This is a genomic window from Neoalteromonas arenosi (genome assembly GCF_030362855.1).
In the GTDB taxonomy this organism is placed as follows: domain Bacteria; phylum Pseudomonadota; class Gammaproteobacteria; order Enterobacterales; family Alteromonadaceae; genus Alteromonas_E; species Alteromonas_E arenosi.
Genome location: NZ_JAUCBP010000012.1, coordinates 203,110 through 225,633 on the forward strand (window position 1 = coordinate 203,110; position 22,524 = coordinate 225,633).

Consider the following 22,524-nt stretch of genomic DNA (forward strand, 5'->3'; position numbering starts at 1 on the left):
AACGTGGTAGCAAAAGGAAGTGCGGATTCATCCTCTGCATTGCGCAAACGCCTCGATAGTATTTTTAGTCACAGTTACACGCTAGCGGTAGCAGACCCCTTCGCTGCGATTTTAATTTTATATATATTTCGTTCGTCGCTAGATTTGATTGCCGGTGGGATATGGCTCGCATTAATAGTCGCTCTCTCGATAGCACGCGTGCGTTTATTTAAAGTCTATAAACGCGTAGCTAAACGCACATCAACTCTAATGAAGTTCCATACTTGGTTTATCGCTTTTTGTATTTTACAAGGCGCCTTGTACGGCATGGGGTGGGTTTACCTCTTACAACTTAACGACCCTATAGTCTCAGCTATTGTTGCTCTGGGTATCATAGCGATTTCCGCCTTTTGTGCGGTGGGTTACGCCGCTGATTGGCGGGCTATTATCGCTTTCGTAACCCCCGTTATTTTGCCGGGTTTAATTGGCCTGGTTTGGCTGGGTGCAAATATCAACTACGCACTGGCCCTGATGGTGCTGCTGTATAGTATTGTTATGATCAAAACTACGCGACCGGTTAATCGCAGTATCCATGAAGCCTATAATCTGAATGAGCAGTTACAGCAGCAAATAGCGATTCGTGAAGAAGCAGAAGCCAAGTTACTTGCGTTGTCACGGCAAGACGGTTTAACCCAGTTAGCCAACAGACGCTACTTCGACGAATGTTTGGACATTGAAATGCGTCGTGCAAAACGAGACGCTTCAAGTGTGAGTTTAGTTATTATCGATGTTGATTCATTTAAAACCTATAACGATCATTACGGGCATTTGCAGGGCGATGAGTGCCTAGTAAAAGTGGCACATGTACTCGCCAATCACACGCGTCGGGCAGGGGAACTTGCCGCCCGTTTTGGTGGCGAGGAGTTCGCTTTGATCCTGCCTAATATGTCGGCTGCGGAGGCGCATCGGCGGATTGAAAGCATTAATAATACCCTGCGCGAGTTAGCCATTGAACATCGAGCATCTCTGGTTGCGGATACATCAATAGTCACTATATCCAGTGGTGTAACTGATATGCTGGCGGCGGACGATTCACTGTCGTTTATCCGCCGTGCTGATAAAGCTTTATATGCGGCTAAGTCAGCGGGACGCAACCGAGCAATTCGGGTCTAAATCAAAGTAAGAACAGTGTTGCGGTGCCCAGAAAGGCAAATATACCGACTACATCGGTGATAGTGGTGAGGATGACGCTGCCAGCTAGTGCAGGGTCGATTTTAAGCTTCTTCATGATAATTGGCAGCGTAGCGCCAGAGAGAGCAGCTGCGATCATGTTCGCCATCATCGCAAAGGCAATAATGATCCCCAATTGATAATCTTGTTTCCACAGTGCAATGACTGCCGCAATCAAAACAGCCCAAATAACCCCATTCAAAAACCCAATCGCCAACTCTTTGCTGACTAAAGAACGCGAATTCCCCGGATTTACATGCCCCAACGCCATACCGCGAATTACCAGCGTCAGAGTTTGATTACCTGCAACTCCGCCCATACTTGGCACGATAGTATTTAGGATCGCCAGTACGGCTAGTTGACTCAACGTGGCTTCGAATAAATCACTGACAGCCGCTGCCATTAATGCCGTTAATAAATTAACACCGAGCCAAATAGAACGTCGTCTGGTACTTTGTAATACCGGCGCGAAGGTATCTTCTTCGTCATCGAGACCCGCCATACTCATCATTGAGTGTTCGGCATCTTCGCGAATAATATCAACGACATCGTCAATGGTAATTCGACCTACGAGGCGATGTTTATCATCAACAACAGGGGCTGACAGCCAGTTGTAGCGTTCAAATAAACTGGCAACTTCTCCATCGTGCATGTCGACCGGAATAGCCTCAGGCTCATCGTCCATGATCTCTTCCACCAAAGCCTCAGCAGGTTCTGTTAGCAACCTCGTAACCGGTACTCGACCAATCAGTGTGTCATTGCGATTGACTACATAAAAACTATCCGAATCCTCAGGTATCTTGCCTCGCAGACGCAAGTAACGAAGGACTACATCGATAGTTACATCCGAGCGCAGAGTGATGGTATCGGTATTCATAATGAAACCGGCCGTCTCTTCACCATACGACAATGCCTGTTCGGCTCGCTGACGGTCTTGCGCATCCATTGAGCGCAGCAACGAAGCCAACACTTCTTCTGGGAGTGAGCTTAGCGTTTCAGCTAAGTCATCGGTATCCATTTGACCCAAAACATCAACTGCATTGGTAGTTGTCATCTGAGTAATAATGCCGTTGCGGACGTCCTCTGACAGCTCTTCGATTACATCGGAATGGAAATCACTATCGATCAGCTCCCATAATTCATCACGCGTACGTTTCGGGCTGGATTCTAAGACTAGAGCAACGTCAGATGCCGGCAGAGTGTGTAGCGTTCGACGCACAGAAACAAAGCGACCTGCAGATAAAGACTGCATGATATCTTTCATTTGTGCACGAGTGCGATTGGATTCTAGTGCCTCTGCCATGAGAAACGCTACACGGTTGCGAATATACTCTTATAGAGTACAGCATAATAGCTTGTATTGACTATGGTTTTTCGTGGATTCGAGGTGACAATATCGATAAAGGCATTTATGTCTAAGCGCCTGTACTCTCAGTACACCCATTTGCCTGAACTGACTTCTAGCTGATTTAGATCAAAGGGTATTTATTTAAGTGTTCATAAAATAAATCAATTACCCCGAATCACTGTTTACCCTATTGCGCATTAACTAGTCGAGAGTGTATTTACGAATGACTAATACTGAACATGAAAGCACTGACGTCAACATTATCAATGATATTGTTGCGAAGACAAAAGCAGCCCAACAGCAATACGCGACGTTTAGTCAAAAGCAAGTGGATGAGATTTTCCGCAGTGCAGCCTTAGCCGCCAATAACGCCAGAATTACACTCGCTAAGTTAGCTGTAGAAGAGACGGGGATGGGCATCATTGAAGATAAAGCGATTAAAAATCAATTCGCTTCAGAGTATGTATACAACAAATACAAAGACGAAAAGACGTGTGGAGTCTTAAATGAAGATGCGGCTTTCGGTGTTACTAAAATTGCTGAGCCTATTGGTGTAATTGTCGGTATCGTGCCGACAACCAACCCCACGTCCACGGCAATTTTCAAAGCGCTTCTGGCTCTAAAAACTCGCAATGGGATAATTATTTCACCTCATCCACGGGCGCGAAGATGTACCGAAAAGGCCTGTCAAATTGTTTACGAGGCAGCGGTGGCTGCAGGAGCGCCGCCGCATATATTGACATGTATTGTGCATCCGTCGATCGAACTGAGCCAGCAAATTATCAAACATCCCGACGTTAATATGATTTTAGCTACTGGAGGACCAAGTATGGTAAAAGCCGCCTATTCTAGCGGCAAGCCTGCCATCGGCGTTGGTGCAGGGAATACCCCGGTTGTTGTTGATGAGAGTGCTCATGTCAAGCAAGCCGTAAGCTCTGTCCTTATGAGTAAAACGTTTGATAATGGTGTTATATGCGCATCAGAACAGAGTATTATCGTCGTCAAAGAGATATATGAAAAGGTCAAAAAGGAGTTTGAACTTCGCGGTGCTTACTTTTTGTCCGCAGAACAAAAGCGGTTGGTGGGTGAAAAAATATTACTCGCTGATGGGATGAATCCTGATACGGTCGGACAATCAGCTTCGACTGTAGCTCAATTAAGCGGATTTGAAGTACCCAGTGACGCCAAGGTTCTAATCGCTGAATGTAAAGCGATAGGTTTAGATGAACCCTTTGCCCATGAAAAGCTGTCGCCAACACTGGCTATGTATTGCGCTCGTGATTTTACCCAAGCTCTGGATTTCGCATCAGATTTAGTTAATTTGGGTGGGATGGGACATACCTCTGTTCTGTATACAGACCAGTGTCAAAATAAAGAACGGATTAATGCATTTGGCCGACGCTTAAAAACCGCGCGTATTCTTATAAATATGCCGGCTTCGCAAGGTGCTATCGGTGATCTTTATAATTTCAGGCTAGCGCCTTCACTAACGTTAGGTTGTGGCAGTTGGGGGGGGAACTCTGTTTCTGAAAACGTTGGCCCTAAGCACTTGATTAATATCAAAACCGTCGCAGAGCGTCGTGAAAATATGCTTTGGCATCGCATCCCTGAAAAGATTTATTTTCGGCGCGGTTCAATGGCTGTCGCATTCGAAGAATTGAAAGGTAAAAAGCGCGCCTTAATTGTTACCGATAACTATCTATTTAATCACGGGTATACGGACCGTGTCGGGGAGGTTTTACATCAATTGGGGATGGAGGTCGACGTTTTCTATGACGTACAAGCCGACCCAACGCTACCAACCGTGCTCAATGGTGTCGAAAAATGTCAGTTGTTTAAGCCCGATGTGATTATCGCTTTTGGCGGAGGCTCACCAATGGATGCCGCGAAAATTATGTGGGTCATGTACGAGCATCCGGATGTGCGTTTTGAGGATTTAGCCATGCGCTTTATGGATATCCGTAAACGGATCTACACCTTTCCGAAGCTAGGTGAAAAAGCGACGTTGGTAGCTATCCCCACAACGTCGGGGACAGGCTCGGAGGTTACACCGTTTGCTGTTGTAACCGACCACAAGACAGACATTAAGTATCCGATTGCCGATTACGAACTAACCCCCAATATGGCAATTATTGATGCAGACTTAGTTATGGATTTACCACTTAAGTTAACGGCTTATGGTGGAATAGACGCACTTGTTCATGGCTTAGAAGCTTATGTGAGTCTTTATGCAAATGAATTCACTAATGGTCATGCACTAGAAGCGATCCGCTTACTATTTAAATATTTACCAAGTGCATACAAAAATGGCGCATCAGATCCTAAGGCGCGCGAAAAAGTACATTATGCCGCGAGTATGGCAGGTATTGCCTTTGCGAATGCATTTTTAGGCGTCTGCCATAGTATGGCTCATAAATTAGGTTCAGCGTTTCACTTGGCGCATGGCTTGTCTAACGCATTGCTGATCACGCAAGTGATCCGGTATAACGCAACCGATACTCCAGCGAAGCAGGGGATTTTTCCCCAATATCAATACCCACAAGCAAAGGCCCGTTATGCAAAAATCGCAGACTATTTAGGATTGGGCGGTGAGACTGATGAGGAAAAGGTAGAGTGTTTAATCCGGGCTGTGGAGAATTTGAAGAGAGAACTAGAACTCCCGACATCGATTCAAAATGCTGGTGTAAATGAAGAGGAATTTATGAGCCGTTTGGATGAGTTGGCTGAAGAGGCTTTCGATGATCAATGCACGCCGGCTAATCCGCGATACCCATTGGTCGCCGAAATTAAACAGTTGTTTAAACACGCCTTTTATGCAGACAGCAAGGGCTAGCTAAAATGGTAAACCATTCGCAATGGGTTAATTCTTCCACACTTGGCAGTGCGAATTTAGTTGGCTGTTAGCACCTAATCTAAGACAAGTTGACAGCTCCATTTGATCTGAATCTAGTTTTGCAAAGGTTTTGCACCTCTCTTTATGACTCTCTGTTAGGCTGATGATTAGAAACTAATCGTTCGGGGGAATGATTATGTCACGTACACTTGCAATGATCTTAGCCGGGGGAGAAGGTAAACGGCTTTATCCGCTCACAAAGTCTCGGAGTAAGCCAGCTGTGCCTTTCGCTGGTAACATGCGCATTATAGATTTTGCACTGAATAACTTTGTCAATTCAGATTTTCTCAAAATTTATGTGCTAACTCAGTTCAAATCGCAATCATTAAGCATTCATTTGGGGCAGGCATGGCACTTATCTGGGGTCACAGATAACTTCATTCAAACGGTTCCCGCGCAAATGAGGATGGGCAAACATTGGTATGAGGGAACGGCTGATGCGATTTATCAAAACAGTAAGTTCATAGGTTTACATCATCCTGATCATGTCTGTGTATTTGGCGGTGACCATGTTTATAAAATGAACGTTAGAGAAATGGTTGAGTATCATGAGCGTAAACAGTCTGAGTTAACGGTGTGTGCGATTCGAATGCCATTACAACAAGCTAGTCGTTTTGGCGTTATAGAGATAGACGATGACTATCGCATGATTGGATTTGTGGAGAAACCCTCGCATCCTAAACCCCTTCCTGACGACCCGACTATGGCATTAGTGTCAATGGGTAACTATGTATTTGAAACTGAATTTCTGTATTCGGTATTAGAGGCAGATGCCAAGAATGTTAATTCTGCGCATGATTTTGGCGGCGATGTCATTCCGGCTGTGTTTCCAAAGCATCGAGTCTTCGTTTACGACTTTTCACAAAACACCATAAAAGGCGAGAAGGATTGCAGTTATTGGCGCGATGTAGGGACACTAGAAACATTTTGGCAATCGCATATGGATCTTCTGCACGACAGACCGGGGTTAAATCTGATCAATCCTAAGTGGCCGATGCGCTCATACTATCCCCCCTTACCTGCGGCAAAAGTTTTGAGTGATTCACAAGGCAATAATAGTGTTGTCGTTAATTCAATTTTAGCCTCTGGCTGTCAAGTGACTGCTGCAACCCTAGTTGACTGTGTGCTTGGTTTTGGCGTACAGGTTGGGGCACATGCAGATATTCGCGCATGCATATTTTTGGGCAAGGCTCATGTTGGGGAAAACTGTCGGCTCAATCGCGTGATTGTTGATAAAAACGTCTACATTGAAGACGGTATTGAAATCGGTTTTGACCGAGAAGCCGATCTCAAGCGAGGCTTGACAGTCAGTGAAACGGGCATCGTTGTCATTCCAAAGGGATATAAGGTTTGCTGATGGGGACGTCTATTTCTCGACTCGCCACTCTAAACTTTTTCGGCGCAAGTTCAGCCAGCGACGATTTAGATTAGAGTACAGATTCAATGGTCGAAACTGATGCCAATGAGTTACTGATCGACTAGCGGGGGCCGATTGGGTCTTCAATTGTGTGCAGTTGGCATACTGCACCTCTTTAACTATTGTTTAGACAATAAATAGTTTAAGGGGATTCACATGAATGCAGTTGAACAGCGCAAGGAGGCAACGTTTTTCTTTGCCACAGCAGTTAGCTATGCAGTACTCGTCGTAGCAGGGTTTGTATTATTTATACTGACTGGCCAATCCAGTTTCGCTGCACCGTGGTGGGTGCACCTCCACGCAATCACTTTTATGGCATGGCTAGCACTTTACTGCTGTCAAACCTATTTTATTTTTTCAGATAGACGCAGTAATCATCGAGTGTTGGGGCGAATTGGCGCTGTGCTAGCCCTCTGGTTGTTAGTCAGTGGCGCTGTGTTTTTGCCTTACAATGTAATAGTTGGGCGGACGCCACCTTTTTTTACACCGGCATTTTTCTTGGCGCTGGATTGGTTGAACCTGCTCGTCTTTGGCTTCCTTATCTGTGTCGGATTGATAATGCGCCACAAAACGGAGTGGCATCGCCGTTTAATGTTTGCCGCAACACTTTCAATAGGAACTCCTGGGATAGGGCGGATAGCACTCGTTCTAGAAATAGAGGCCGCGATAATTGTCTCTCTGGTAATGCTGCTATTCTTGGTAGGGGGGATGTTATTTGATTGGCTGAACAAAAAACGTTTTTATCCTGCATACCTTGTCGGGTTAATACCTATCATGGCGATGGGACCTTTGACAGAAGTCGTAGCGAAAACCGCTTTAATGTCAGATATAGTCGCATGGTTACAACAATACTAACCGCGTGGAATGTGATGTTCCGCGTTAACCTGGCTCGATTAACGACTAATCGAGCATATCCAAATCTTTCAGTTTTCGGGTTAACGTATTCCTCCCCCAGCCAAGGCGCTTAGCTGCCTCTTGTTTATGACCATGAGTGTGATGCAGCGCGCGTTGCAATAATGTTTTCTCAAAGACGTATAAGGCGTCATTGAGAATATTTTCGTGCCCACTCTTGAGTTGTTGGTCAGCCCACAGGCCTAACATTGTGTCCCAGGATGTATCTGATGAAGCTACCGATTGAGCGGTGTTTTCATGGATTTCTGGCGGTAAGTCATTGGGTAGAACCTCTTGCCCGGATGCCATAACCGTTAGCCAGCGACAGACATTTTCAAGTTGACGAACATTTCCCGGCCAATTCAGTTCCATCATGACTTTTTCAGTTTCTTTGCTGAGTAGCTTGGGCTCTACGTCCAGCTCTTTGGACGCTTGTGCCAAGAAATGCCGGGCTAGTAGGGGAATATCTTCACGACGTTCCTTAAGTGATGGAATGTGCACGCGTATAACATTCAAGCGATGGAACAAATCCTCGCGGAACTTGCCTTCAGCGACTCGCTTTTCAAGATTTTGATGCGTTGCAGCGATTATTCTGACATCAACGCTAATTGATTCGCGTCCACCCACTCGATAGAACTGTCCATCAGCTAATACACGTAATAATCGCGTTTGAACATCTAAGGGCATATCACCGATTTCGTCTAAAAATAACGTGCCACCATTGGCCTGTTCAAACCGTCCTTGGCGCATGTTTTGCGCGCCAGTAAAAGCGCCTTTTTCATGGCCGAACAATTCAGATTCAACCAAATCTGCAGGTATCGCTGCCATGTTTAACGCAATGAATGGATTAGCTGCGCGTGGAGAGTGCTTGTGCAATGCGTGGGCGACCAGTTCCTTACCTGTGCCCGATTGACCATTGATCAGCACGCTTATTGATGAACGTGACAAGCGTCCAATGGCTCTAAATACCTCTTGCATGGCTGGAGCTTCGCCAATGATCTCTGATGCACCGGTTTCGACTTTAACTTCATTGTCTCGGTTGTTTTCACTGGCGTGTTGTAACGCGCGGCGGACTAACGCTACTGCTTCGTCAATATCAAAGGGCTTTGGCAGGTATTCAAAGGCACCGCTTTGATAGGCATTTACAGCGCTGTCTAAGTCAGAGTGTGCAGTCATGATGATTACAGGTATCAGTGGATGCGTATCGTGTATGCGGTTGAGTAGTACCATGCCATCCATTTGCGGCATTTTTATATCCGAAATAATGACTTGCGGGGGTTGTGAAGTTTCTAGTTGTAACAGCAGATCTTCAGGGTTCGCAAACGGTACACAAGGGATTTGTGCCGCTTGTAATGCCTTTTGTAAAACCCAGCGAATCGAGCTATCGTCATCTACAATCCAAACTGGCTCGTTATTCATTTCCACTATCCTTCTGTACGCGTTTATTTTCCTGCATAGTTTGCTGTCATTCGTTCTTGTTCCGATAAGATCGGAATGTAAATTGAAAATTCTGTTTTACCTGGGCGGCTATCGAATTCGATTTTGCCGTTGTGGTGATCAATCAGGGTTTGTGAAATTGACAACCCTAAGCCGCTGCCTTCACTTTTACTGGTAACCATTGGATAGAACAGGGTGTCTCTTAGCTCTGTGGGAATACCTTTGCCGTTATCAATAATCTTGATTACAGCGCACAATGGGTAGCGATTGCCATGAATTGTCATCTTTCGTTCAATACGCGTGATCAATTCAATCGTGGGATTCTCAATATGATCTTCATATAAAGCTTGTTGTGCATTGCGTACAATATTTAATACAGCTTGCTCAATCATATCGGGATCAATTATCAAGTCGGGAATACTCGGATCGTAATCGCGCACGACATTCACATGTAACAACTCATCTGCACTCACCAATGCGCGCACTCGTTCGATACACTGATGTAAATTGCACTCCCTGAGACGTGGCAGAGTATTGGGGCCAAGCAAGCGGTCAACCAGGTTACGCAACCGGTCCGCCTGTTCAATTATCATTTCGGTAAATTCGCGATGTTCATCAGTTGCAAGCGAGCGCCCCAGCAGCTGTGCTGCACCGCGGATACCGCCCAAAGGATTTTTGATTTCGTGCGCCAAACCGCGGATCAATTCTCGAGCAGCATGTTGCTGCGCGTGTTGTAGGGTTTCTTGTGATATACGTTTTTGTTTATCGATACGACGAACTTCAAACATCAAGTGCTCAATTTCGTCTATGCTAATGCCAGTTACGGTAATATCTGCAAGTACAAATCGTTTGTCGCGAAAACACAGTTGGATTTCATTTTCGGTAAATTCTTCGCCAGTTTGTAATGCCTTGAGCAATCGCTCTTCTTGTATGCTGCGATTTAAGAAGTAATCGCGTAAATCGCTGTTGAGAATTTGGTTGAGACTGCGTTCAAATAAGCGTTGAGCAGAGAAATTGGCATAACAAATATTGAAGTCGGCATTGATGATGACGACGGCAGTATTTAAGTTGTCTAATAAATTGCTCGGTTCTAGTTTCACGGCACTCAAATTCTCTTGCACAAAAATGGTGCATTCTCAGTGTATATTGCTATGTGGCTGTGCACAACTGCACCAACTGAGTGCTGATGTGCGCTACAACCCTGACTAAGGATTGATTAATGCAGATGCCTTATGCATATAAAAGGTCTGCACAGGTGTTGATGCAAGGATCTTGCCCGTATTGTTGATGAAGTGAATTTGATAGTTATGCTCGCCGCGATCGATATCAGCAAGCTCAAAAGTGCCTGTTGTATTGCTTTCAACTGGGTTGCCATCGAGGACTAACTCAAAGCGACCTGGTATTGCCGGAGAAATCGCTGAACTGATACTTACCGTACCTAAATTATTGCGGATAGTAGCCTCTGGGCTTGGCGCTAGAATACTGATGCTTGGCTTGGGTATCTGTTCTACACGCTTTGGAGGCGGCGGTGGTGTAGGCGTTGCCAGTGGTTCGGCAATTGTGACTTTGCTCAAGCTTATTGGCTCACTGCCTGGCACCGGTGTATCAGTAAAAGTAACACTACCGTCTTTCGCCACAACTTTGTAAACAGTTTGGGCGCTTATTGACGCTGTCAGAGCAACAGCTATGGCGGTAATGATTAAACTTTTCATACGTATAGTGTAGGTTGATTTGCGCGAATAAAAAAGCCCGCTTTAGCGGGCTTCGTATATCTTTCGATAAGTATTACACGCTGTAGTACATATCAAACTCAACAGGGTGAGTTGTCATATTAAGCGTTTCAACTTCAGCAGACTTAAGTTCGATATAGGCATCGATCATGTCGTCTGTCATTACGCCACCGGCTTTCAAGAAGTCGCGATCGCTATCAAGTGCAGCTAGTGCTTGCTCTAGTGAGCTAGCAACTGTTGGGATTTCAGCCGCTTCTTCTGCAGGTAAGTCGTACAAGTCCTTATCCATAGCATCACCAGGGTGGATCTTGTTCTGGATCCCGTCAAGGCCAGCCATAAGCATTGCGGTGAACGCAAGGTATGGGTTAGCTGTTGGGTCAGGGAAACGCACTTCGATACGACGCGCTTTATCGCTAGTAACGAATGGGATACGGATTGACGCAGAACGGTTACGCGCTGAGTAAGCAAGCATAACAGGTGCTTCAAAGCCCGGAACCAAGCGCTTGTAAGAGTTAGTTGAAGCGTTAGCGAATGCGTTAATAGCACGCGCGTGCTTGATGATACCGCCGATGTAGTACAAAGCTTCATCAGAAAGACCAGCATACTTGTCACCTGCGAAGATATTTTTACCTTCTTTGCTGATTGATTGGTGACAGTGCATACCAGAGCCGTTATCACCTACAAGTGGCTTAGGCATAAATGTCGCTGATTGACCGTAGGCATTAGCGACGTTATGGATAACGTACTTGTAGATTTGGATTTCGTCAGCTTTAGTTACCAATGTGTTGAATTGGCAAGCAATTTCATTCTGGCCAGCAGTAGCAACTTCGTGGTGATGTGCTTCAACTACTAAGCCCATTTCTTCCATTACAAGACACATTGCAGTACGCGTATCGTGTGCTGAATCTACTGGAGGAACTGGGAAGTAACCGCCTTTAACGCCCGGACGGTGACCTAGGTTGCCGCCTTCGAATTCTACACCAGAATTCCATTTTGCTTCTTCAGAATCGATTTTGTACATCGAGCCTGACATGTCAGTGTGGAACTTCACGTCGTCGAACAAGAAGAATTCTGGTTCAGGACCAAAATAACACTCATCGCCGATACCTGTTGACTTCAAATACTCTTCAGCACGACGTGCAACTGAACGTGGGTCACGCTCGTAACCTTGCATCGTTGATGGCTCAAGAATGTCACAGCGCACGTTCACTTGAGCTTCTTCTGAGAATGGGTCAAGAACAACAGTTGTCGGGTCTGGCATAAGTACCATGTCTGACTCATTGATGCCTTTCCAACCAGCGATTGAAGAGCCATCGAACATCTTTCCTTCTTCAAAGAAATCTTCGTCGACTTGATGAGCAGGGATTGAAACGTGCTGCTCTTTACCTTTTGTGTCTGTGAAGCGTAAATCGACGAATTTAGCTTCGCTCTCTTTGATGAGTTCTAAGGCCTTTGCTACTGACATGGTGTCCTCCAGGTTATAGGCTTTTTAATGCTAATGTGAGATAAAACGAGTACAGGTTGTTTGCGATTATCATGCCATGAATTAACCTCGCTGTATCGCGCATTTTTACGTTTGTTCGGTTATTTTTTTACGAGCAATTGCACCACTTCGATCCATTGATGCACAAAAATAGTGCAAAGTGTATTTTTGGCTCCATTGACAGTGCCTCTGGCTGTTCCTGACCCCTGCGAAAAAGTTAGCTAAACTGATTAAATCGTCATCGCATTGTCAACGATAAGCCTGTACAATCCGCGCACTTTTATTTGGCATTCAAAATGCGTGTTTCAGAGAACGTTGAATGCTGTGGAATTTTTGCTCTGTATTTTTGGCTCGAAAGTAATGAATAAGACTGACATTAGTAAATTACGCAACATCGCGATTATCGCGCACGTTGACCACGGAAAAACAACACTGGTTGACAAACTGTTGCAGCAATCAGGCACGCTAGAAGCGCGTGGTGAAGCGCAAGAACGCGTGATGGACTCGAATGATATCGAGAAAGAACGCGGCATCACAATCTTGGCCAAAAATACCGCTATTAACTGGAACGATTACCGCATCAACATCGTTGACACTCCAGGACACGCCGACTTTGGTGGTGAAGTAGAGCGCGTAATGTCAATGGCTGACAGCGTTTTGCTACTGGTTGACGCTCAAGAAGGCCCAATGCCGCAAACGCGATTCGTAACACAAAAAGCTTTTGCACAGGGGTTGAAGCCCATCGTAGTTATCAACAAGATTGATAAGCCGGGTGCTCGACCTGATTGGGTAATGGACCAAGTATTTGACTTGTTTGACAACTTAGGTGCAACGGACGAACAGCTTGATTTCCAAGTTGTCTATGCGTCTGCATTAAACGGTTGGGCTTCACATGATTCAGATGAGCCGGGTCAAGATATGACGCCGCTATTTGAAACTATTGTTGAGAAAGTTGAAGCACCTGCAGCCGATCCAACGGGTGCATTCCAAATGCAAATCTCACAGCTAGATTACAACAGTTACGTCGGTGTAATCGGTGTTGGCCGCGTGACTCGCGGTACAGTTAAATCAAATCAGCAAGTGACTATCGTCGGTGCTGATGGCAAGAAACGCAATGGCAAAGTCGGCCAAGTACTTGGCTACTTAGGCCTTGAGCGCCATGAAGTTGAATCTGCTTCTGCAGGCGACATTATTGCCATTACCGGCTTAGGTGAATTGAAGATTTCAGACACCATCTGTGATGTCAATGAAGTTGAAGCGTTGCCGCCACTTTCGGTAGATGAGCCGACCGTAACAATGACCTTCCAAGTAAATACATCACCATTTTCGGGTAAAGAAGGTAAATACGTGACTTCGCGCAACATCCTTGAGCGCTTACAAGCAGAGTTAGTTCACAATGTTGCATTGCGCGTTGAAGAGACATCTGACCCGGATAAGTTTCGCGTTTCTGGCCGTGGTGAATTACACCTGGGTATCTTGATTGAAAACATGCGTCGCGAAGGATACGAGCTAGCGGTATCTCGCCCAGAAGTTATCTTGAAAGAAGAAAATGGCGAGTTATTGGAGCCATACGAAACCTTAACTATTGACTGTGAAGAGCAGCACCAAGGCTCGATTATGGAGCAGTTGGGGATCCGTAAGGCTGAAATGAAGGACATGTCACCTGATGGCAAAGGTCGTATTCGTTTGGACTTCGAAATTCCTTCGCGGGGTTTAATTGGTTTCCAAACGGAGTTTATGACCCTGACGTCAGGCTCTGGTTTGTTGTACCACACATTTGATCACTACGGCCCGCACAAAGGCGGTGTTATTGGTCAGCGTAAAAATGGTGTATTGATTGCGAACGCGGCAGGTAAAGCACTAACCAATGCTTTGTTTAATTTGCAAGAGCGCGGGCGATTATTTATCGGTCACGGTGTTGAAGTTTACGAAGGGATGGTTATCGGTATTCACAGCCGCGACAATGACCTTACAGTAAACGCACTGAAAGGTAAGCAGTTAACCAACGTTCGTGCTTCCGGTACTGATGAGGCGCAGACTTTGGTACCACCTGTAATCATGACGCTTGAACAAGCGCTTGAGTTTATCGATGACGACGAGTTAGTGGAAGTTACACCCCAAAGTATTCGCATCCGCAAGAAGCTGTTAACTGAATCCGATCGCAAGCGTGCTTCGCGAGCTAAAGATAAGTAATTAAGCGCAAGATAGAAGAAACCGCGCTGACACGTTCTGCGCGGTTTTTTTTTGCATTTTACACACGAAAGAGAGACAACATGGATATTCAAATCATCGGTTATATCGCGGCGTTTTGTACGAGCTTGTCATTCCTTCCACAGGCGGTAAAGGTGATTAAGACACGCAATACCGACTCACTGTCGTTGTCGATGTATTCGGTATTCTCGTTTGGTGTTTTGTTGTGGCTAATTTACGGTGCATTGTTAGGTGATATGCCGATGATCGTCGCCAACACCATCACTTTGTTGTTTGCCCTGATCATATTGGCAATGAAAGTTCATCATCGTGTGCAGAAATTGCGGTATCAACAGCAGGATTAATACCGCATACAGAGCAGAACTACAATGCCGCAGCTAGCTCCGCACCTTGTCGTATAGCACGCTTTGCATCGAGTTCGGCGGCTACATCTGCACCGCCGATAACATGCACAGTCATACCCAGATCTAACACACTTTGTTCAAGCTCACGCAATGGCTCTTGACCTGCACAAATAATGACGTTGTCGACTTCTAAAAGCTTGGGTTTATCGCCAATGGTAATGTGCAAACCCTCATCATCAATCTTGTCGTAGCTAACGTTATTGATCATCTGGACACGGTGATTGGCCAACGAAGTTCGATGGATCCATCCTGTTGTTTTACCTAGGCCCTTACCGACCTTAGTTGCTTTACGCTGGAGCAAATAGACTTGTCTCGGTGGTTCTGGGTGTTGGGGGTGTGTCAGCGCCCCCGGTGCAAGATAGTTTTTGTCGATGCCCCAATGACTCAGCCACTTATCCAAGTCGGTGGTGAGATTTTCTTGTTCGACTAAGTATTCCGATACGTCAAACCCAATACCGCCAGCACCAATCACTGCGACTTTTTGCCCGACTGGTTTGTGATCACGCAGGACATCTAAATAACTCATGACTTTACTGTGTTCTATGCCGGGGATGTTCGGCGTTCGGGGTTTGATACCGGTAGCCAAAACTACTTCATCAAACCCTTGTGCTTTGAGTAACTTCGCATCAACGCGAGTTTCGAGGTGTAAGTGCACACCAGTAACCTCAATACGGCGTTTAAAGAATCGAATGGTTTCGTAGAATTCTTCTTTTCCTGGGACTTGCTTGGCGTAGTTAAATTGGCCGCCAATTTCACCTGCTTGGTCAAATAGGTGTACTTCGTGACCACGCTCTGCTGCATAGGTTGCAAACGCGAGCCCAGCCGGTCCTGCGCCGACAACAGCCAGACGTTTGGGGGTTGCAACGGATTTAAAAATCAGCTCGGTTTCATAACAGGCTTGCGGGTTGACTAAACAACTTGCGCGCTTTTGCTCGAAAGCATGGTCAAGGCACGCTTGGTTACACGCAATACACGTGTTAATTAGGTCAGACTCATTGCGCTCTGCTTTGACCACAAAGTCAGGATCGGCAAGGAAAGGGCGCGCCATGGAGACCATATCAGCATGACCTTGCGCTAACACTGACTCTGCTACCTCGGGCATGTTGATCCGGTTTGTGGTGATCAGTGGGATATCGACCTCACCTTTCATGCGCTGAGTAATCCATGTGAATGCGGCTCTTGGCACTGAAGTTGCGATCGTTGGTACTCGTGCTTCGTGCCAACCGATACCGGTATTGATTAAGGTTGCACCAGCCTTTTCAATGGCTTTTGCGAGATAAACAACTTCTTCCCATGGTGCGCCACCTTCGACTAAATCAAGCATCGACAGGCGATAAATAATGATGAAATTTGCGCCTACCCGTTCACGGGTCTGACGTACGATCTCAACGGCCAGTCTAGCGCGATTTTCGAGACTTCCGCCCCATTCGTCATCGCGGTGATTGGTTCGCTCACAAAAGAATTGGTTAATTAAGTAACCTTCAGAGCCCATAACTTCAACACCGTCATAACCAGCCATTTGGGCTAGTGCAGCACATTCAACATAGTCTTTGATGGTGGCTTTGACTTTGCGACTGGAGAGTGCGCGGGGTTTAAACGGCGTGATAGGCGATTTTACTGCGGAGGCCGATACGGCGAGTGGATGATATCCATAGCGACCAGAATGTAAAATCTGCATGCAGATTTTACCGCCTTCAGCATGCACTGCATCAGTGATCACGCGATGCTTTTTGGCGTGGCGTTTACTACTCATTCGTCCTGCAAAGGGGGCTACCCAGCCTTCAATATTCGGTGCAATTCCGCCGGTAACAATTAATCCTACGCCACCCTTCGCCCGCGCAGCGTAGAATGCCGCTAACTTTTCAAATCCGCCTTTTTCCTCCTCCAGGCCCAAATGCATGGAGCCCATTAGCGTTCTGTTTCGCAACGTCGTAAAGCCCAAATCAAGGGGAGCTAATAAATGTGGAAAAGCTACTGGTGTTGTCATATCGTTACCTCTGGGTATTCTCTTGCAGGTTATTCACGACCAACAAAATATGCAAGGTTTGACCAGTACTTTTTGACTTATTAGGACAAACTTTGAGCGCTCAGTTACACACCAGCTTGAACGCTGGGCTACAACAATTCTTCGCAAACAAACCTTTTCAAAAAACCGCAGTGCTTCAGTCGCTATGGAGTGGCTATGGTGAAATAGCGCGTTACGGGGATGACTCTGGGCACAGTGTGATCGTTAAGTGGATAGCGCCACAGCAGGGTGATTCTCATCACCCACGCGGTTGGAATACATCTCGCTCTCATGCGCGTAAGCTGTCGTCATATCACAATGAACGTGTGTTTTATCAGTCTTACGCGAAGCACACCAATCAGGCGTGCAAAGTTCCTCAACTGTTTGCAGCAGATCAAATAGGGGATAGCAGTTGGTTGTTACTAGAAGACTTAGACGCCCTGGGATTTCGAGTGCGTATGCCAGCGATTAGTAACGCGTTAATTCGAAAGGGATTAGCTTGGTTAGCAGCGTTTCATGCCCAATTTTTACAGTGTGATTGCGCTGATTTGTGGCCTATAGGGAGTTATTGGCACTTAGATACGCGACCAGACGAATGGGAAGCAATGGCGGACTCTGAACTCAAATACCAAGCTAGAGCCATCGATAAAAAGTTACATTCGTCGGTGCACAAAACCCTGCTGCACGGCGATGCAAAAATCGCAAATTTTTGTTTCAGTGATGATTTATCCGGCCTTGCTGCGGTTGACTTTCAATACGTCGGACAGGGCAGTGGTGTGATTGATGTGATGTATTTTCTTGGCAGCTGTCTGGAGGAAGCAGAACTTGAACAGCACGCTGAAGATTTATTGGCGTACTATTTCTCAACGTTTGCAGATGCCTGTAATGGTGTTTTAAGCGCAACACAAATTCAGGCTGTAATTAACGAATGGCAAGATCTGTACTGCTTCGCCTGGGCAGACTTTGAGCGCTTTTTAAGTGGCTGGTCGCCAGGTCACTACAAACTCACAGGCTATAGTTTATCGCAGACGCAATTAGCATTGTCGCGGTTGCCATAGCATCACTCGGGCGCGCGAAGTTCACCAACCACGACTTGCATGGCAATCCGGTTGCCGTCGCGAACAACCTCTAATTGCATAATGGTACCCGGCGGTGTTTCTGCAATTCTGTCGAGTGTCTTAGTCGCCGTTTCAACTTCTATTCCATCAATCGCTACAAGGATATCGTTGACCAGCAAGCCGGCGACATCGGCAGGACTTCCCGGCTGCACAGCAGTTACTAAAATACCGGGACGATTATTAAACTCACTACCTGCAAACCCAAGTTGGCCGCGTGTGACTTTGCCGCTTGCAATGATTTCGTCCATCACCCGCTTGGCTAATTGATAGGGGACCGCAAAATTGACGCCATCGACACTGCGTACGCGACTGCGATTATCCCGGACTAAAAAACTGGCATTGGTTATCCCAACGAGTACACCATTGCTATCGACGAGTGCTCCACCTGAGTTGCCTTGATTTAACACAGCATCAGTTTGAATGTAGTCGACATAGTTTGCCAAACCATTACGACCAGTACGACTAACGATACCATGGGTAATGGTTTGACCTAAGTCAAACGGGTTGCCGATCGCCATGACCACGTCACCAACGCGGGTGGAAGATTCGGCAAGTTGGGGCATAACGTGTAAGTTGTCGGCTTTTACCTTTAACACTGCAAGGTCAGTAAACACGTCAAACCCTACCATCTCAGCTTCCAGTAAGCGACTATCTTGCAGGCTGACTGCGATGGTATCAGCGTTTTCGACGACGTGATAGCAGGTTAAGATATAACCGTTTTCTGACATTATTACGCCCGAGCCAAGACTTGTTCTCTCTCTTAAACGTTGAGAAAACGGGTTGTTTGAGACCTCAATACCGACACTGTAGATATTTACTACCGCAGGCGCTGAGACGGCCAGCGCGTCGTAATAGCTGATTTTTTCGGCGGAAGAACTATCTCGAGAGAACCACGGATCAGCAAACCCAGAGCCCATACGAAGGTCGGGAATAAATAACAGTATTAGTGCTGCAACAATGAGACCCAGAAACACTGAGCGGAATATAAATCCAAGGAAGGCGTTGAGTGATGCCATAGATCGTAGTCGGTTCTCTGTTTAATGACTTGCGCGGTCTTGTCGCCGCTCGCGAAACCGCAAGTCTATCAAGTTGTTAACGTTAATTATAGCGGCGCTTATAACGGTTAACCTGAAAAAACAAAAAAGGCAGCACAACGCTGCCTTTTAATGTAACAAACGCCGGTATTAGCGAATGACTAAATACAATGTAGAGCCACCGCGCTTTACATTCAATGCGATAACACCATTTGAATTTTCAATAACATTAGTGAATTCAATAATAGTGGTTACACGTTGGCGATTCACACCGATGATTACGTCATCTTGCTGCAAACCGATTTGCGCAGCCGGGCTGCGCGCCTCCAATTCGGCAATTTCGATGCCGCGATTACCCGCATTGTCTTGGCCGTTTGCTAAGGTCGCTCCTTCTAGCGCTGGATGTATATCACTCGCGCTAGCCACTGTACTACCCGCATCACCCAATACGACAGTCTTGGTTAGCTCTTCACCTTGGCGAATAAGCGTCAATTCAATCTCAGTACCTGCACCTAAACTTGCTACTTTGGCGCGTAGCTCTTCAAAGCTGTTAAGGGCACGGCCATTGATAGCGATGATAATATCGCCTGGCATTAGACCGGCTTTTTCTGCTGCAGAGTCCGGTGTGACTTCATTGATAAAGGCGCCTTTATTGACATTTGACTCCATAGCCTCGGCAAGGCCTGCATCAATGTTACTGCCTAAAATACCCAACAAGCCACGGCGCACTTCACCAAATTCAATGATTTGGTCAACCAGACTTTTCATCATATTTGAGGGGATAGCGAAACCGATACCTACGTTACCACCACCTGGACCGAATATAGCGGTATTGATCCCGATAAGCTCGCCTTTCAAGTTGACTAACGCGCCTCCGGAATTTCCGCGGTTAATTGCCGCATCAGTTTGGATAAAGTCCTCGTACCCACCGATATTAAGGCCCGAGCGGCCGAGTGCACTTACTATGCCTGAGGTCACTGTTTGACTTAAACCAAAGGGGTTACCAATAGCAATTGTGAAGTCACCAACACGCAGATCATCTGAATCAGCAAGTGGTAAAGCGGTAAGACCATCGCTTTCAATTTGTAACAGAGCAATATCGCTTTGTGGATCGGCACCGAGTTTCTTCGCTTCAAACTCGCGGCCGTCGGTGAGTTGTACTGTTATGTTGTCAGCGTTATCAACGACGTGATTATTGGTCACAATATAACCTTTCTCAGCATCGATGATTACACCTGAACCAAGGCCTCGAAAAGGTCGCTCTTGAACTTGCTCATCCGGTCCGCCGAAAAAGTAACGGAACATATCGGGTACTTGTTGACGCGCAGTTTGTGTGCCCTCAACAGCGATACTCACGACCGCTGGAGTCGCTTTCTCAAGCATCGGCGCTAAAGACGGAACCTCATCATCATCGCTGCTGAAAAAAGGCAATGCCGAAAGTGCTGGACTGGTGGTGAACACCGCAGCGGTAAGACTAAAAATGACCCAAAAATACCGTAATTGCTTGCTCATTAAGGTACATACTCCTGTAGTTGTTTCTAGCTACACTGACTCTACTTCAGTCAATAAGTTCAGTAGGTTAAGACTTATGATCGTTTGGCTGTTGATTATCGTCGATGAATAACCCCGAAGCGCTGTTTGCGAAGTCACGTGGTTGCTCTTCGCTGGTCGACTTCTTGGGCGTGCGCTGTTTATGCGTATTACGCAGCAATGCGGTTGCTTGTTCACCAAAGAATGTCATTTTCGGCATGGTGTCTAACTCTTCGGAGGGCTTGGTCTGAACTTCGTAATCGCTAATTTGTTCTTCGAGAACATCTATTTGATGTTTTAAACCTTGCAGTGTTTGACGCGCCTGGAACACGTGATGCTCTGCTTGTTGCGTGAGCACTGCTTTGACATTTTTTTCCGCTTCTTTGGCTGCCAAACTCTCTGTTTGCTGCGTGTAAATAAAACGCGCGACAAAAAAGCCAATAATTAAGCCAACAACAACTAGACCTACAGCTACCAATATATCCATGAAATCTCCACATGTGCAGTTGTGCACGATTCAATCGCACTATTGTTAAACTATACCAAAGCATCATCGCATTTGCGCAGATTCGTTAGTATGATTTATTCTTTGTGCCTATTTCGCTCAAATGGGGCATCTTGGTCCCGATTTCAAGAGTTTTGTAAGTTTTAAGGTAGTAATCCCAAAAATGACGCCAATCGAAAAATATCAACACGATCTAAAGCGCGAGGACTTTCACTACGATCCCGCTCAAGAAATGGCCGTCAAAGAGCTAAACCGTCTTTACGAAGAACTAACCCAACCGAAGAAGAAACTGCACTGGCGGATTAAATTGAAAAGTGCTTTTGGGCGCGGAATGACTAAGCCGAGTATTCAAGGCTTATATTTCTGGGGAGGCGTCGGGCGTGGTAAAACGTATCTCGTCGATACCTTTTACGAATGTTTGCCATTTGAACGGAAAATGCGTATCCACTTCCACCGATTTATGCATCGCGTTCATCAGGAGCTAAAGCCGCTGGCAGGGCAAAGTGATCCATTAAAGCTAATTGCTGCAAAATTAGCCGAAGAGGCGCGTGTCATTTGTTTCGACGAATTTTTTGTTTCTGACATTACTGATGCGATGATTCTGGGAACGTTATTTGAATACCTGTTTGGCCACGGCATCGTCTTGGTCGCAACGTCGAATATTATTCCTGATGAACTGTATCGGAATGGTTTGCAGCGTGCGCGATTTTTACCTGCGATTGATTTAATCAATCAAAACACGCGAGTCATCAACGTCGATAGTGGCGTTGATTATCGCTTGCGAACCCTAGAGCAAGCAGAAATCTATCACTATCCGCTGGACGTTAAAGCAAACGAGAATCTGAACCAATACTTCACTCAATTGGCTCCAGATGCTGGTCGTAAGAATTGTACAATCAGTATTGAAGGTCGTGAAATAGAAGTGCTTGGCGATGCCGATGGCGTGTTAATGGTTGAGTTTGACGCTCTGTGTGACGGTCCTCGTAGCCAAACCGATTACATCGAAATAAGTCGAATTTACCATTCAGTATTACTCGCTAACGTCACGCAAATGGGACAAGATAATGACGACATCGCACGGCGCTTTATTGCAATGGTCGATGAGTTCTATGAGCGCCATGTGAAACTGATAATCTCCGCGGCTGTACCAATGGAAGAGCTATACACTGACGGCAGGTTGAGTTTTGAATTTAAACGCTGTTTGAGCAGGCTGCAAGAAATGCAATCCCACGAATATTTAAGTCGTCAGCATTTACCTTAAAACGACTATTAACTGAGCGGCAAGTTAGGTAGAATTTGCCGCATTCAA

Annotated in this window: 17 protein-coding genes; 8 read left to right on the forward strand and 9 right to left on the reverse strand. The window is 46.1% G+C overall.

The features are described from left to right. Nucleotides 1-3 precede the first annotated feature (3 nt). On the forward strand, nt 4-1,152 hold the full coding sequence (locus tag QTP81_RS14615) for a GGDEF domain-containing protein (protein WP_289366507.1): 1,149 nt from the start codon (nt 4-6) through the stop codon (nt 1,150-1,152). A 1-nt stretch (nt 1,153) separates the two neighbouring features. On the opposite strand, the gene mgtE is transcribed toward QTP81_RS14615, so the two are convergent. Next, the gene (gene mgtE, locus QTP81_RS14620; RefSeq protein ID WP_289366508.1) at nt 1,154-2,512 is read right to left on the reverse strand and encodes a magnesium transporter; all 1,359 of its coding nucleotides are present in this window, start codon (nt 2,510-2,512) and stop codon (nt 1,154-1,156) included. A 268-nt stretch (nt 2,513-2,780) separates the two neighbouring features. On the opposite strand from mgtE, the gene adhE reads away from it, so the two are divergent. From adhE to QTP81_RS14635, 3 genes are all read left to right on the forward strand, one after another. Further along, nucleotides 2,781-5,390 carry a bifunctional acetaldehyde-CoA/alcohol dehydrogenase gene (adhE, locus tag QTP81_RS14625; RefSeq protein ID WP_289366509.1) on the forward strand — a complete coding sequence of 870 codons (2,610 nt, stop codon included), beginning with the start codon at nt 2,781-2,783 and terminating at the stop codon, nt 5,388-5,390. Nucleotides 5,391-5,586: 196 nt separating this feature from the next. Next, nucleotides 5,587-6,807 (forward strand): glucose-1-phosphate adenylyltransferase, encoded by a 1,221-nt coding sequence (gene glgC / locus QTP81_RS14630; RefSeq protein WP_289366511.1) that lies wholly within the window; start codon nt 5,587-5,589, stop codon nt 6,805-6,807. A 216-nt stretch (nt 6,808-7,023) separates the two neighbouring features. Further along, nucleotides 7,024-7,722 carry a hypothetical protein gene (locus QTP81_RS14635; RefSeq protein ID WP_289366512.1) on the forward strand — a complete coding sequence of 233 codons (699 nt, stop codon included), beginning with the start codon at nt 7,024-7,026 and terminating at the stop codon, nt 7,720-7,722. 45 nt (nt 7,723-7,767) lie between these two features. On the opposite strand, the gene glnG is transcribed toward QTP81_RS14635, so the two are convergent. From glnG to glnA, 4 genes are all read right to left on the reverse strand, one after another. Further along, nucleotides 7,768-9,177, reverse strand: coding sequence for a nitrogen regulation protein NR(I) (glnG, locus tag QTP81_RS14640; protein ID WP_289366513.1), 1,410 nt, complete (start codon nt 9,175-9,177; stop codon nt 7,768-7,770). A gap of 23 nt (nt 9,178-9,200) precedes the next feature. Then, nucleotides 9,201-10,304, reverse strand: a complete 1,104-nt coding sequence (glnL, locus tag QTP81_RS14645) for a nitrogen regulation protein NR(II) (protein ID WP_289366720.1) — start codon at nt 10,302-10,304, stop codon at nt 9,201-9,203. 96 nt (nt 10,305-10,400) lie between these two features. Next, nucleotides 10,401-10,907, reverse strand: coding sequence for a DUF4124 domain-containing protein (locus tag QTP81_RS14650; protein ID WP_289366514.1), 507 nt, complete (start codon nt 10,905-10,907; stop codon nt 10,401-10,403). A gap of 73 nt (nt 10,908-10,980) precedes the next feature. Beyond that, entirely contained in the window at nt 10,981-12,390 is a 1,410-nt protein-coding gene (gene glnA, locus QTP81_RS14655; RefSeq protein ID WP_289366516.1) for a glutamate--ammonia ligase, read from the reverse strand. Between the two features lie 378 nt (nt 12,391-12,768). Between glnA and typA the strand changes: the two genes are divergently transcribed. Continuing rightward, nucleotides 12,769-14,601: a translational GTPase TypA gene (typA, locus tag QTP81_RS14660; protein ID WP_289366517.1), complete on the forward strand. Its 1,833-nt coding sequence runs from the start codon at nt 12,769-12,771 to the stop codon at nt 14,599-14,601. Nucleotides 14,602-14,681: 80 nt separating this feature from the next. After that, nucleotides 14,682-14,963, forward strand: a complete 282-nt coding sequence (locus tag QTP81_RS14665; RefSeq protein ID WP_289366518.1) for a SemiSWEET transporter — start codon at nt 14,682-14,684, stop codon at nt 14,961-14,963. A gap of 19 nt (nt 14,964-14,982) precedes the next feature. Here QTP81_RS14665 and QTP81_RS14670 read toward each other — a convergent pair whose 3' ends face one another. Next, nucleotides 14,983-17,010, reverse strand: coding sequence for an NADPH-dependent 2,4-dienoyl-CoA reductase (locus QTP81_RS14670; protein WP_289366519.1), 2,028 nt, complete (start codon nt 17,008-17,010; stop codon nt 14,983-14,985). A gap of 92 nt (nt 17,011-17,102) precedes the next feature. On the opposite strand from QTP81_RS14670, the gene QTP81_RS14675 reads away from it, so the two are divergent. Next, nucleotides 17,103-18,086: a phosphotransferase gene (locus QTP81_RS14675; RefSeq protein ID WP_289366520.1), complete on the forward strand. Its 984-nt coding sequence runs from the start codon at nt 17,103-17,105 to the stop codon at nt 18,084-18,086. 2 nt (nt 18,087-18,088) lie between these two features. Here the strand turns inward: QTP81_RS14675 and QTP81_RS14680 are convergent, their stop codons facing one another. From QTP81_RS14680 to QTP81_RS14690, 3 genes are all read right to left on the reverse strand, one after another. Next, a complete protein-coding gene (locus QTP81_RS14680; protein ID WP_289366521.1) occupies nt 18,089-19,162 on the reverse strand; it encodes a trypsin-like peptidase domain-containing protein in 1,074 nt (357 codons plus the stop codon). Between the two features lie 168 nt (nt 19,163-19,330). Then, the gene (locus tag QTP81_RS14685) at nt 19,331-20,692 is read right to left on the reverse strand and encodes a DegQ family serine endoprotease (protein WP_289366522.1); all 1,362 of its coding nucleotides are present in this window, start codon (nt 20,690-20,692) and stop codon (nt 19,331-19,333) included. A 67-nt stretch (nt 20,693-20,759) separates the two neighbouring features. After that, nucleotides 20,760-21,197, reverse strand: coding sequence for a ZapG family protein (locus tag QTP81_RS14690; protein ID WP_289366523.1), 438 nt, complete (start codon nt 21,195-21,197; stop codon nt 20,760-20,762). A 181-nt stretch (nt 21,198-21,378) separates the two neighbouring features. Here QTP81_RS14690 and zapE point away from each other — a divergent pair, with 181 nt between their 5' ends. After that, nucleotides 21,379-22,476, forward strand: a complete 1,098-nt coding sequence (gene zapE / locus QTP81_RS14695; RefSeq protein WP_289366524.1) for a cell division protein ZapE — start codon at nt 21,379-21,381, stop codon at nt 22,474-22,476. The last annotated feature ends 48 nt before the right edge of the window (nt 22,477-22,524 follow it).